General features: G+C 65.3%; 13 protein-coding genes. 4 read left to right on the forward strand and 9 right to left on the reverse strand.

All coding sequences use genetic code 11. The features are described from left to right. Positions 1–96: 96 nt before the first annotated feature. Positions 97–939: an aldo/keto reductase gene (locus HFRIS_RS14145; protein WP_006464071.1), complete on the forward strand. Its 843-nt coding sequence runs from the start codon at positions 97–99 to the stop codon at positions 937–939. Between the two features lie 54 nt (positions 940–993). Here the strand turns inward: HFRIS_RS14145 and HFRIS_RS14150 are convergent, their stop codons facing one another. The 5 genes from HFRIS_RS14150 to HFRIS_RS14170 all read right to left on the reverse strand — a co-directional run bounded on the left by HFRIS_RS14150 (position 994) and on the right by HFRIS_RS14170 (position 6,745). Further along, a complete protein-coding gene (locus HFRIS_RS14150) occupies positions 994–1,659 on the reverse strand; it encodes an aspartate/glutamate racemase family protein (protein ID WP_006464072.1) in 666 nt (221 codons plus the stop codon). A gap of 22 nt (positions 1,660–1,681) precedes the next feature. Further along, entirely contained in the window at positions 1,682–3,130 is a 1,449-nt protein-coding gene (locus HFRIS_RS14155) for an MFS transporter (RefSeq protein WP_006464073.1), read from the reverse strand. 467 nt (positions 3,131–3,597) lie between these two features. After that, on the reverse strand, positions 3,598–4,446 hold the full coding sequence (locus tag HFRIS_RS14160) for a MurR/RpiR family transcriptional regulator (RefSeq protein ID WP_039875801.1): 849 nt from the start codon (positions 4,444–4,446) through the stop codon (positions 3,598–3,600). Between the two features lie 81 nt (positions 4,447–4,527). Further along, a complete protein-coding gene (locus tag HFRIS_RS14165; protein ID WP_039875855.1) occupies positions 4,528–5,784 on the reverse strand; it encodes an Hsp70 family protein in 1,257 nt (418 codons plus the stop codon). Positions 5,785–5,998: 214 nt separating this feature from the next. Continuing rightward, a complete protein-coding gene (locus tag HFRIS_RS14170) occupies positions 5,999–6,745 on the reverse strand; it encodes an SDR family oxidoreductase (protein ID WP_006464076.1) in 747 nt (248 codons plus the stop codon). Positions 6,746–6,924: 179 nt separating this feature from the next. On the opposite strand from HFRIS_RS14170, the gene HFRIS_RS14175 reads away from it, so the two are divergent. Further along, positions 6,925–7,815, forward strand: coding sequence for a LysR family transcriptional regulator (locus HFRIS_RS14175; RefSeq protein ID WP_006464077.1), 891 nt, complete (start codon positions 6,925–6,927; stop codon positions 7,813–7,815). Between the two features lie 40 nt (positions 7,816–7,855). Here the strand turns inward: HFRIS_RS14175 and HFRIS_RS14180 are convergent, their stop codons facing one another. Continuing rightward, positions 7,856–8,560: a CDP-diacylglycerol diphosphatase gene (locus tag HFRIS_RS14180; protein WP_006464078.1), complete on the reverse strand. Its 705-nt coding sequence runs from the start codon at positions 8,558–8,560 to the stop codon at positions 7,856–7,858. Between the two features lie 250 nt (positions 8,561–8,810). On the opposite strand from HFRIS_RS14180, the gene HFRIS_RS14185 reads away from it, so the two are divergent. Beyond that, positions 8,811–9,275, forward strand: a complete 465-nt coding sequence (locus HFRIS_RS14185) for an Lrp/AsnC family transcriptional regulator (protein ID WP_006464079.1) — start codon at positions 8,811–8,813, stop codon at positions 9,273–9,275. Between the two features lie 131 nt (positions 9,276–9,406). Continuing rightward, positions 9,407–10,501, forward strand: coding sequence for a saccharopine dehydrogenase family protein (locus tag HFRIS_RS14190; protein ID WP_006464080.1), 1,095 nt, complete (start codon positions 9,407–9,409; stop codon positions 10,499–10,501). A 16-nt stretch (positions 10,502–10,517) separates the two neighbouring features. On the opposite strand, the gene HFRIS_RS14195 is transcribed toward HFRIS_RS14190, so the two are convergent. From HFRIS_RS14195 to gcvA, 3 genes are all read right to left on the reverse strand, one after another. Beyond that, positions 10,518–11,279 carry a glucose 1-dehydrogenase gene (locus tag HFRIS_RS14195; protein WP_006464081.1) on the reverse strand — a complete coding sequence of 254 codons (762 nt, stop codon included), beginning with the start codon at positions 11,277–11,279 and terminating at the stop codon, positions 10,518–10,520. A 63-nt stretch (positions 11,280–11,342) separates the two neighbouring features. Further along, a complete protein-coding gene (locus HFRIS_RS14200) occupies positions 11,343–12,179 on the reverse strand; it encodes a DMT family transporter (protein WP_006464082.1) in 837 nt (278 codons plus the stop codon). 83 nt (positions 12,180–12,262) lie between these two features. After that, positions 12,263–13,171, reverse strand: coding sequence for a transcriptional regulator GcvA (gene gcvA, locus HFRIS_RS14205; RefSeq protein WP_006464083.1), 909 nt, complete (start codon positions 13,169–13,171; stop codon positions 12,263–12,265). Between the last annotated feature and the right edge of the window lie 48 nt (positions 13,172–13,219).

Consider the following 13,219-nt stretch of genomic DNA (forward strand, 5'->3'; position numbering starts at 1 on the left):
GATGAGCCCCATTGGCACGGCGCGATGAACCGATGGCGAAAATGGGTTCTAATGTTTTCCCATTCATTCTTTCCACCCCTCTTGCTGGAGCCACAGATGAAGCCCATCCCGCTGATCACGCTGCGCAATGGCGCGCAGGTCCCCGTTCTCGGACAAGGTACCTGGAACATGGGCGAATCCCGCGCCGCTGCCGCCACCGAGGTACGCGCCCTGCAGGCCGGCATCGACTTGGGCCTGACCCTGATCGATACGGCCGAGATGTACGCCGACGGCAATGCCGAGCGCATCGTGGCGCAGGCCATCGCCGGCCGGCGCGAACAGGTCTATCTGGTCAGCAAGGTCTTGCCGCACAACGCCAGCAAGCGCGGCACCATCGCCGCCTGCGAAGCCAGCCTCAAGCGCCTGGGCACCGGGCATATCGATCTCTACCTGCTGCATTGGCGCGGCTCCCATCCACTGGCCGCCACCATCGAAGGCATGCAGGCCCTGGTGGCGCAAGGCAAGATCGGTGGCTGGGGGGTGAGCAACCTGGATAGCGACGACATCGCGGAATTGCTGGAGCAACCGGAGGGCGAGCACACCCTGTGCAACCAGGTGCTCTACAACCTGTCCCGTCGCGGCATCGAATACGACCTGCTGCCGCAGGCGCAGGAAAGCGGGATGGCCGTCATGGCCTATTCGCCCATCGAACAGGGCCGCATCCTGAAGAACCCGGCCTTGCACGCCGTAGCGCAACGTCACGGCGCGACACCGGCACAGGTGGCGCTGGCCTGGGTAGTGCGACAACCGGGCGTGATCGCCATTCCCAAGGCGGCCGACGTCGCCCACGTCGAGGCCAACCGCGCCTGCCTGGCGCTGGCCCTGGACGAGACCGACCTCAAGGAACTGGACGCCGCCTTTCCGCCGCCCCGCCGCAAGGTGCCGCTGGCGATGCTGTGAGCGCTGCGGCGATCGGGGGCTGTCAGGCAATACTCAGGAATACTCAGGCAATAGTCAGGCAGCCGCCTCCAGCGCCTGCAAGGACTTCAGCAGATGACGCACCGCCGCCGGGATCGGTGCGATCACCGGCACCGTGAATCGCCGTGCCAGGGCAATGGCCGCCTGGCCCAGCGGGCCGCCACCGATCACCACGGCCTGCGCGCCATCGATCTCCACGCATTCGCGCACGGCCTGGGCCAGGGCCTCTTCCAGTGCCTGCGGATCGGTCGCCAGCACACGCGGATCGCCCGCCGTCAGGCGGATACCGGTATAGAGTCCACCTACCCCGGCCTGCACCGCCTTCTCGCCGATCACCCCGGCCAGTTCCGGCGTGACGGTGGCGATGCCGAAACGGCGACCGCCCTGGGCGGCCTCCAGCATCGAGGCTTCGCACAGGCCTGCCACCGGGCGTCCATCCAGCGCGCGCAGGCGTTCGATACCCGGATCACCGAAGGCGCTGATGATCGCGCCCACGCTATGCCGACCGGCCTCGCGCCAGTTGCGTTCCACCTCGGGCGCAGCCGCCGCCAGCTCGTCGGCATTGACGATCATCCCCGGCCCCTGCCCGGCACTGACGCCACTGATGCCATAAGCGGCCGGCAGCTCGGCGCGGGCGATGGCCACCATCATGTCGGTGGTGGCACGGGAAGCGTTGGGGTTGATCAGCAGGATATGCGGCATGCCAGTCTCGACAGAAAATGCATCAGCTACGCGCGGCCACCGCCTGCACCGGCGCTTCGGGGGCGTCGTCCTGCAGCGGCGCATCGGGCGACTTGCCATAGGTTTCAGGAACGGTGCGCACGGCCAGCGTGAAGATGCCATACATGGCCGCGATCATGCCGAACACGCCGGCCAGGCCGAAGGCGTCGAACAGGCGTCCGGCCACCAGCGGCATGAAGGCGCCGGCAGCGGTGCCGGTGGCCAGGATGAAGGCGGTGCCGAAGGCGCGCACCCGGGTGGGATAGAGTTCCGGCGCAAAGATCCAGATGGTGGTGTTGAGCAGCAGCACGAAGAACTGGAATACCGCACCGGCCGCCAGGATCAGCACGATGTTCTTGGCCAGGAAACCGATGGTCAGCGCCGCCAGGCAGGCGCCGATGGCGCCTGCCGTCAGCACGCGCTTGCGCGGCAGGTGGAAGCCGAAGGCCGAGGCCGCAATTGCACCCAGCAGGCTGCCGCTCTGCATCACCATGGTAAACAACAGGCTCTTGGACATGGTGTAACCCAGGCTCACCAGGATGGTCGGCATGAGCGTCAACACCGAGATCTGCGCGCCATAGGTCATCCAGATGGCAATGCACAGTGGCAGCGTGCGGCGGGCCAGCGCCCCCTGGAAGATTTCCATCGAGCGTACCTTCACCGGTGCCGCCTGCTCGCGCTTGCCATCATCGCTGATCCAGGCCTGGCCCTGCGGCGCCGGGCCGGACAGCTTGCCGCTGGCCAGGCGCGCCAGCACCTGATTGGCCTCGGCGATCTTGTGGCGCGACAGCAGGAAGCGCGGGGTCTCCGGGATGTAACGACGGTAGAAGGCCCCCAGCAGGGCCGGCAGCATCAGGCAGAAGAACAGCCAGCGCCAGCTGTTCTCGCCCGGGAACAGGGTGAAGACCAGCAAGCCGAAGGCCGGCGCCAGGAAGTTGCCCATGCCGCCGGCACCGACGTTGACCAGCCCCACCGCCGTACCACGGAACTTGCTGGAGCAGAACTCGGCCAGCATGGTGACCGCAATGGCGATCTCCCCGCCCAGGCCAAAGCCGACGATGGCGCGACCGATGGCCATGACCGTCAGGTCCGGTGCCAGCGCACAGATGCCCGCACCCAGCGTGAACAGCAGCAGATCCAGGCTCAGCATGACACGACGGCCATAGCGGTCCGCCACCAGCCCGGAGACGATGCGACCGATGGCCGCGCTGGCGAAGGTGATGGTATTGAGCAGGCCGATATCGGTGGCGGACAGCCCCCACTGCTGCTTGAGCAGGGGACCGACCAGGCCGATGGCGTTCTGTTCGAAACTGTCGAACAGGCAACCAATCAGGATCAGGAAGATGATGGTGTGGTGCGAACGGGTCACGCCGATCTTGTCCAGCGCGCCGTCCAGCTCGGCTACGCGCGGCGAATTCGGGATGTCCGGCGACGAAAGTGTGGGTCCAGCCATGGTCTGCTCCTCGTGCGTAGGGATGGCAAATGAATGCTGCTCGGTCTGCGGTCGAATCAAGGCTGTGGAACCACGGGTACTGCATGTCACCGTTTGGATACTGTAGTCCAGCATGCCCGCAAATGGAAGTTTGATTTCAATAAATAGTATTTTATGAAATTTAAATTTCACTCACGCCAGGCTATTAGCAATCTGCATGCCAGCAATGCTGAATGTATGAAATCCAGCTTTCAGGAACATCGGCGTAGCCGACAAAGCCGCCAGGAGTGGGGATGTCGGAAGAGATAGGAAGCCAGGCCGCCCGTTGGCGGCACCCTTTCAGGTGTGCCATCGGGTGCGCCCCGCCGGGGCAGCGACAGGCGGCGCGACAGTCACCGCGCACCGTACCAGTGCGGCACCCGCATGAAAACAGGGAGTCAAGCCGGTGGATTCCCTGAAATCACTATTTCGAACCGGCAAGCCGGGGATTACTCGAAATCCCCCAGCTCCTCATGCTCCTGCTCCACCGCCGCCAGCCGCTTGCGCCCGGCGGCACCGCTGGCGTCGATGACCAGGGTGGCCAGCAGGTCGCACAAGGCCATCACGCCGACATGGTTGTCCAGCGGGCCGGGACCGCGACACTGGGCCTGCAGCGACCAGCGGGCCTGGGTGCAATCCGGCGAGGCATGGTCGCTGATGTAGAGGATAGGGGCAGCGGCGCGCACGGCCGCCTGCAGCAGGCGGTCCATCTGGCTGGTCTGCCGACGGGTACCGAAGACGATGACGCAATCGCGCTCGGACAGGCCGGCGGTGTATTCGGCCAGGGTCTCGCCGGGACCGGGGATGACCGTCACCCGCGGCAGCACCTGGATGATCTGCCAGCGCAGGTACAGCGCAAAGGCCTGGCTGCTGCGGCTGCCGAAGATCAGCACCTGCGGGGCGCCGACGATGGCGCGGGCGATCTCGGCCATGGTGGCGTCGGACAGGCGCTCGAAGGTGGCTGCCAGATTGGCCTGCGACTGCTGGAAGTGCGCCGTCACCGAGCGCACCTGGCGTGCCGCACCGGCACTGCTGCCGTGGAACAGGGGCGAGCCGACTTCCTGCTCTTCGCGCACGTGACGGCGGGCTTCTTCGTAGCTGTCATAGCCGATACGACGGATGAACCGGCTCACCGTGGAGGGCGACACGCCGGCCAGCTGCGCCAGCTCGTTGCCGGCGTAGCTGGCCAGTTCACCCGGGAATTCCAGCAGGAAGTCCGCCAGCAGGCGCTCGGTGCTCGACAACTCGTCCAGCTTGCTGCGCACCCGGCGCACGAAGGATTCGGAAGAAGGTCTCATGGTGGCGCGGGCCGGGCCCGCTGCGGTGCTATCAGGATCGCCGCATTGTATAGCAGCTATCGCGACACGAAAGGCCGCAGTTCAACCAAACTTGCGCGCCGCGTCGATGGCCAGGCCACTGCCGATGCTGCCGAACAGGTCACCTTCCACATGGCGTGCCTTGGGCGCCAGTGCCGCGATGCGTTCGCGCAGCAGGCGCACGCCGCTGGAGCCACCGGTGAAGAACACGCTGTCGATATCGTCGGCGCGCAGGCCGGCCTGCTTCAAGAGCGCCAGCACGGTCTGCTCCACCGTCTGCACCAGGTGGTCGACGGCGGCATCGAAATCGCTGCGCTGCAATTGCAGCTGCTCTGGATTGCGCAGGCGCTCCAGGTCCAGCACGGTCTGCTCCGCCGAGGACAGCGCGATCTTGCCGGCTTCCACCTGCAGGGCCAGCCAGTGGCCGCAGCGCTGCTCCACCACATCGAGCAGGCGGGAGAAGCGCTCGCGGTCGGCCACCTCGCGCCCCACGTCCTGCAATTGCTGCCAGGCCTTGCGGGTGTAGAGCTGGTTGATGGTGTGCCAGGTGGCCAGGTTGAAGTAATAGCTGGAGGGGATCTCGGCATTGCCCTGCAGGCGGCCGCCCAGGCCGAGCAGCGGCATGACGCAGGCCAGGCTGAAATACTTGTCGAAGTCGGTGCCGCCGATGTGCACGCCGCCATTGGCCAGGATGTCATCACGGCGCTCGCTGCGCTGCGCCCGCTGCGGCGACAGGCGTACCAGCGAAAAGTCGGAGGTACCCCCGCCGATGTCGACGATCAGGACCAGCTCTTCCCGGTCGATGCGCGACTCGTAGTCGAAGGCGGCGGCGATCGGTTCGAACTGGAAGGCGATGTCCTTGAAACCGACGTCACGCGCGATCTCTTCCAGCGTATCCTGCGCCAGCTGGTCGGCAGCCGCATCGTCGTCCACGAAATGCACCGGACGACCCAGCACCACGCTGGAGAACGAGGTGCCGGCGGCCCGCTGGGCGCGCTGCTTCAATTCACCGATGAACTGCGACAGCAGGCCGCGATACGGCAGCGCCCGGCCGCCGACCTCGGTCTGACCATCAATGGCACCGGAGCCCAGCAGGCTCTTGAGCGAGCGCATCAGGCGGCCTTCATAGCCCGCCAGGTATTCACCCAGTCCGGCGCGACCATAGCTGAAGCTGTTCTCGTCGGCGTTGAAGAACACGACCGATGGCAGCGTCGCACGGCCTTCTTCCAGCGGCAGCAGCAGGGAATCCCCGGCATCCGGGCGCAGCCAGCCGACGGTGGAATTGGAGGTGCCGAAATCCACACCGCACGCGTTCGCCATCGCCATCGATCACTCCTTGTTTTTTCGGCCGGCAATCATATAGAAAAGCACCGTGCTTGTCTGCACGGATGTCCGGCAGCGTTTGAAGCAAGCAACATGCCGTGCGCATTTCCTTGCCGTGGCGACAATGTCAGGACGACAAAAGGCGCCGGGCGGCATGTCTGCCGTCCCGGCGCCTTCTATGGCAGCGGATCGCCTGAGGCCTGTGGAAAACTTAGAATTCCTGGGCCACCGGACGCAGCACCACTTCACTGATGTCCACATTCTCCGGCTGCTCGATGGCATAGGCGATGGCACGGGCCACCGAATCGGCGGGAATCTGGTTGGCTTCGTACCAGGCTTGCACGGCGGCCGAGGTTTCCTGGTCGCTGCTATGCGTCTTCAGTTCGGAATCCACCGCCCCCGGGGAAATGATGGTGGTGCGCACGCCCTCCGGTGCTTCGGTACGCAGGCCCTCGGAAAGTGCACGCACGGCAAATTTGGTGGCGCTATACACGGTTCCCATACCGGCGAAGACCTTGATCCCGGCCACCGAGGCCACATTGATGATGTGACCCGAGCCCTGGGCGGAGAAACGCGGCAGTGCAGCGGCCACGCCGTAGAGCACACCCTTGATGTTGACGTCGATCATGCGGTCCCATTCCTCGACCTTGAGCTTGGCAATGGGTGCCAGCGGCATGATGCCGGCATTGTTGACCAGCACATCGATGCGGCCGAAGTGCTGCACGCCCTGCGCCACCAGCGCTTCCACATCGGCGCGGCGGGCGACGTCGGTGGTCACCGCAATGGCCTCGCCACCGGCGGCGGTGATGTCGGCCACCAATTTCTGCAGGCGCTCGGTGCGACGCGCGCCCAGTACCAGCCGTGCGCCCAGGGAGGCCAGATGGCGCGCCGTGGTTTCGCCCAATCCACTGCTGGCGCCGGTGATGACGATGACCTTGTTCTTGATGTTGTTGCTCATGATGAATCCCTTTCCATGGATAGTGTGAATGCCTGCCTATGTGTGTTGCTGATGCTGTCGGTGCTGCGGATGCTGTGGTTGCTGCGGTTACTGCATATCGATGGAAGGATTATGGTCACGGCGACTATGCCAAACAATGGAAATGATAAGATTACAGAATTCCAATTCAAGGAATCATCATGCTCAACCGACTGGAGATGCTGCGTATCTTCTGTGCAGCCGCCGACGCCGGCAGCTTCAAGGATGCCGCCATCCATCTCGGCATTTCGCCGCAGGCGGTCACCCGCGCGATCCAGGAGCTGGAGCGGCTGCAAGGCGAGATGCTGTTCCACCGCAACACCCGCCAGGTGCGCATCACCAGCTTCGGCGAACAACTGGCCGAACGCGCCCGCACCAGCCTGCAGCAGCTTGATGGCCTGTTCGCCCCGGATCCGGCCAGCCCGCCGGACGACATGAGTGGCGTGGTGCGACTGGCCGCACCCTCGGCACTGGGGCGCAGTCGCCTGTTGCCCATCGTGGAAAGGCTGGCCAACGCCCATCCCGGCCTGCGCTTCGACCTGCGCCTGACCGACCAGCGCGCCGACGTGGTCGGAGAAAAGATCGACATCGGCATACGCGTGGGGGCGTTGCGCGACAACCGCTTCGTGGTGCGCCGGCTGGGCAAGACCCGCTTTCATGTCGTGGCCACCCCGCGCTTCCTGCGCCGCCACGGCACCCCCGCCGGGCTGGAAGACCTGCCCGCCCTGCCCTGTACCGGCATTCTCGATCGCGACACCGGCCGGCTGTGGCCATGGATGTTTGCCGGGGATCGCCAGATGAACGCCGACCATGCGCGCTTCGTCTGCGATGACTCGGAAGCGGAATACCTGCTGGTCAGGGATGGCATGGCCATCGGTCAGATTGCTGGCTTCCTGTGCGATGACGATATCGCCGCCGGACGCCTGGTGCCGGTACTGGGGGAACATGAACCGGAACCCTGGGATACCTATCTGTACCGCCCGCAGCGCGGCCCGGTGCCGCCACGGCTGCGCCTGGTGTTCGATACGCTGGTACAGGAGCTGTCCGACTGAGGAACTGAGGAACTGAGGGCTGGGGGAGTGATCTGCTCCGCTACCAGCGGCAGTCGTGGTCCATCAGGACTTCGGCGCTGCCCGGTTCCTGCAGGTCGAAGTTGACCGGCATGTTGACCAGGAAGAAGCCGGCACTGCCGTCGGCCAGGCGCGCCCCGGTCAGCAGCAAGGACTGCGAGGCCATGTTGGCGGCTGCATAGGCGCTGCCGGCGGCGGCCAGCCGGAAGGGATCATCCTGCTGCAGCGCATCGGCAGGCAGACGCATGACCCAATAACGATGGCCCTCGAAATGCCAGGGCAGCCACTGCTTCAACGGATCGTCGCGATGCCCGGCCAGGCTGACGGCAACGTCGCGCCGCATGCAGTCCATGTGCAGATGCAGGTGCAATTGCGAACGCGCGGCGGCGGAGTTGATTTCCACGCCCAATTGCTCATCTTCCAGCGGGCGCCCCAGCTTCTGCGCCACGCGCCACCGCTGTTCCCAGGCATAGGCCCAGTAGCGGGGCGCATCCTCCCTTAACAGTTCCGGACTTTCGATACCGGTCAGGCGCCGGGTCGGCATCAGCAGGTACTGGGCCGGACCCACCAGATCCTTGAGGATCACGAAGCCGCGTTGCAGGTCCACCATGGCGCAGGGCTGCGGCTGTTCCCGCCCCTGCATGGATGGCACACATTGCTGGCTGGTGATTTCCCACAGCTTGTGGGGATCGGCGGCTGCGGTGGCGGACGGGCTGCACAGGAGCATGAGAGGGCAGATCAGGAGCAGGCAAGAGAATGGTCGCATCGATGTCATTCCCGGCAGTAGGGCCGCGGCGGCCCGGTTGCAGTGGGTGGCAGGCTGCGTAGATTAACACCTCGGCATGTCGGCACCATGACAGCGACCATGGCAGGTATGTGGGCCGGCTCCTCACCCATCTCATCCTGGACTACACTGACGCTCTGTAGCGCCATTTCGTCATTGTGTCGTATCCATCAACAGGACAGGAGAACCGGAAATGATCAGGCTGGACCACCTCGACAACATCGACCGGCAACTGCTCTCCATCCTGCAACTGAATGCCCGGGAACCGGTGGCCGAGATTGCCCGCCGTCTGGGCGTGGCGCGCACCACCGTGATTGCACGCATCGCCCGGCTGGAGCAGGCCGGCGTGATCGGCGGCTATACCCTCAAGCTCGGGAACGACGTGGTCGATCCCAGTCTGCAGGCCTATGTGGGCGTCACGGTGCAGCCGCGCGCCGGGCGCGATGTGGTCCGCCGCTTCGGGCGCATCGCCGAGGTCCAGCAATTGTGTGCCGTCAGCGGCGAGTTCGATTACGTCGCCTGGCTGCGCGTGAGCACTCCCGAACAACTGGACAAGATCCTTGACCAGATCGGCGAGATGGAAGGCGTCATCAAGACCACGACCTCGGTGGTGCTGGCGCGCAAGATCGACCGGGGCGATGTGGCCAAGACCCGCTGACGCTACATAGTGACTAATTGACGCTACATATCGTCTGCAAACTTGCTGCTTTCTGACGATCTGCCAATGTATTCTGTCGTGACGGCTACCTAGAATGAATCATCCGTTCACCTTCATTCTGGAGAGTCATCATGCGTACCGTCCTCCTCGGCTCCGGCCACATCGGCCAGACCATCGCCCGCCTGCTGGCCACTGCCGGTGATGGTCGCACTGGTCACCACACCCACGACTACAGCGTCACCATCGCCGACCGCGACGCCCACGCCTTGCAGGCGGTCTCAGGCCTGAATGTCGAAAAGACGGTAGTCGATTCCACCGACCCACAGGCACTGGCTGCACTGCTGCGTCAGGCCGATGTGGTCATCAATGCCCTGCCCTATCACATGGCGGTGCCGGTGGCGACGGTGGCGCGCCAGACCGGCACCCACTATTTCGACCTGACCGAAGATGTGCAGGCGACCGCAGCGATTGCAGCGCTGGCGACGGATGCCCCCACCGTCTTCATGCCGCAATGCGGACTGGCGCCGGGCTTCATCGGCATCGCCGCGCATCACCTGGCGGCCGGTTTCGACGAGGTACACGACATCAAGATGCGGGTGGGCGCCCTGCCGCAGTTCCCCACCAATGAATTGAAGTACAACCTGACCTGGAGCGTGGACGGTCTCATCAACGAATACTGCCATCCTTGCGCGGCGCTGCGCGATGGCGAGCGGGTCAGCGTCGACGCCCTGGCCGACCTCGAACATTTTTCACTGGACGGTGTGGAGTACGAAGCCTTCAATACTTCCGGCGGCCTGGGCAGCCTGTGCGAGACGCTGGCCGGCAAGGTGCGCAATCTGGACTACAAGTCGGTACGCTATCCCGGTCACCAGCAGCGCATGAAATTCCTGCTGGGCGATCTTGGCCTGCGCCATGACCAGGCCTTGCTCAAGGACATCCTGCGCAAGAGCGTGCCGGCCACCATGCAGGACGTGGTACTGGTGTTCGTCACCGTGAGCGGGCTGCGCGATGGCAAGCTGATGCAAGAGGTCTTCACCCGCAAGATCTTTGCGCGGCAGTCCGATGGCCGCTGGCAGAGCGCCATCCAGGCCAGCACCGCAGCCGGTGTCTGTGCGGCGCTGGACCTGTTCCGCGAAGGCAGGCTGCCGGCCCGGGGCTTCATCCGGCAGGAGCAGATCGCCCTGCCGGATCTACTGGCCAACCGGTTCGGCGCGGTCTATGCCTGAGGCAGTGGCCGGCGGCTCACTTGCCGCCGGTGACATCAAGAAAGGTGCCGGTGATGAACGATGCTTCTTCGCTGGCCAGCCACAGCACGGCGCGCGCCACCTCTTCGGGCTGGCCGCCCCGGCCCATCGGGATACTTTCCCTGACCCGGTTGACCCGATCCGGCTCGCCGCCACTGGCATGCATCTCGGTATAGATGTGTCCCGGCCGGACACAGTTCACGCGGATGCCTTCGCGAGCCACTTCCTTGGCGAAGCCGGTGGTGAAGGTCTCCAGCGCGCCCTTGGACGCAGCGTAGTCGACATATTCATTGGGGCTGCCGAGCCGGGCAGAGGCCGAGGAAATATTGACCACCGCGCCGCCGCGTCCCTGGTAGCGATAGGCCATGCGCCGCAGCGCCTGCTGGGCGCACAGCATGGGACCGATGGCGTTGACCGCGAAGACACGCTGCATGCGCGCGTAGCCCAGGTCTTCCAGCCGTGACTGGCGGTCCAGCATCGCTGCGTTGTTGACCAGCACATCGATGCGTCCGAAGCTGTCATCGATGGCGGCGAAGAGCCTGGCCACCTGCTCCGGATCAGCGCTGTCGGCCTGCATCGCCAGGGCGCGCTGGCCCAGCCTGCGCACGTCGTCTGCGACGGATTGCGCCGCCTGCTCGTTGGCGAGGTAGCTCAGCGCGACATCGTAGCCGCGTGCAGCCGCCAGCCGGGCCGTGGCGGCGCCCATGCCACGGCTGCCGCCGGTGATGAGGATCAGAGGGGATGAGGAAGGGACGGACATGGTCGTTCTCCGAAAGGGTAAAACGGGAAACCTGTCTGGCAGTGCCTGAGGCACATGTCGGCTTCAGCCGATCAGGACCGTGCCGGCAGCGATGGCGGCGCACGCCAGCAGGCGCGCCAGGCCCAGGGATTCACCCAGGAACAGGTAGCCGATCAGCGCCGCGAACAGCACGCTGGTCTCGCGCAGTGCCGAGACCGCGCCCATCGGTGCCAGGTCCATGGCGTAGATGACGATGCCGTAGGCCAGCAGCGAGACCAGTCCACCGGCAAAGGCGCGAGCGAATCCCGGCTGCAACATGAAGATCACACGCAGGCCGCGTGGGCGGCGCAGCGCGAGGTAGACCAGCGGCATGAGCAGTCCCCAGCCCGCTGACATCCACGCGGTATAGGCCAGCGGCGCCCCCGAAAGACGCACGCCGATGCCATCGACCACGCTGTAGGCAGCAATGAAACAACCGGTCGCCAGCGCATAAGGCAGGCCCGGCAGCGCCAGCCCGCCTCGGCGAAACGCCAGGGCTACGATGCCACCCGACACCAGTACGATACCCAGCAGAACGACCGCGCTCATCTGTTCACCTGCGAAGATAGCGGCACCCAGGGTCACCAGCACCGGCGAACATCCGCGTGCGATCGGGTAGGTCTGGCCCAGCTCACCGGCCCGGTAGCTGCGCACCAGGAACAGGTTGTAGCCCACATGCAGCAGCGCCGAGCCGGCTGCATAGGGCCAGCTGGCCGCTAGCGGCGAAGCCAGGAAGGGCATGGCAGCGAGGCTGGCCAGCGCCACTGCCATGCACATCACGGTCATCGACCAGAGGCGGTCGCCGCCGGCACGCAGCAAGGCGTTCCAGGCGGCATGCAGGAAGGCGGCGAGGAGGATGAGCAATACGATAGGCAGGGACATGCGCCATGGTAAGCACGACCGGGCGCGGACCCAAGCGAAGTCTCCTCATCCCGGCATGAGCAATTGCTCATGCTACGCGGCCATCAAGGTCCATAGCCTTGTGCAGCCTGCAGGGATTGCGCCATCATCCACGCGCGGAAGCTGGCCACATGCGGCTGCACCTCCACGCCCTGGGGACAGACGAAGTAGTAGGCCAGGGGCGAAGGCAGGGCCAGCGTGAACAGCCTGACCAGGCTACCGCTGGCCAGCTCCTGCTCCACATGGCCGCTGCGGGCCAGGGCCACGCCCTGGCCCAGCAGGGCTGCTTCGATGGTCATGTTGGTATCGGCCAGCCGTACGTTCTCGCGCAAGGCCGGTGCCGTCACGCCGGCTTGCTGGAACCACAGGTCCCACTTGGGCACCATGTCGGCGCCGGCACGGGTGAGCAGGGGATAGCGCAGCAGGTCGGCCGGCTTGTGCGGCTTGCCCAGGCGCTGCAGCAAGCCCGGGCTGACCACCGGGAAGATCTGTTCGCGGAACAGGAACTCCGAGAACAGGCCCGGGTAGGGTCCGGTACCAAAGCGGATGGCCACGTCCGGCTCGCCGGGCATGAAGCGGATGGCGGCGTCGGTGGTCTCCAGCGTGACCAGGATGTCGGGATGGTCCTGCGCCAGATCGGGAAGGCGCGGCAACAGCCACTTGAGCGCGAAGGAATAGGTGGTGCTGACCTTGAGCCTGACGCGTCCATTCTGCTCACGCAGTTCGCCCAGGGTGGATTCCAGCTTCATGAAGAACTCCCGCACCACCGGCGCCAGCGCCGCGCCGGCCGGGGTCAGCGTGAGCGACTTGCCACGCTGGAACAACTGCACACCCCAGAGTTCTTCCAGATGCCGCAGCTGGTGGCTGACCGCGCTCTGGGTGACGTGCAATTCCTCGGAGGCGGCGGTGAAGGTGGCGTGCCGGGTCGCGACTTCGAAGGCGCGCAAGGTGGCGGTGGGGGGCAGGTCTCGCATGGGCCGGACTCTCGGAACGGGAGGTCGTCAGCATCGCCAACCTCGTAT

The sequence above is a fragment of the Herbaspirillum frisingense GSF30 genome (assembly GCF_000300975.2).
Taxonomy (GTDB): Bacteria; Pseudomonadota; Gammaproteobacteria; order Burkholderiales; family Burkholderiaceae_D; genus Herbaspirillum; species Herbaspirillum frisingense.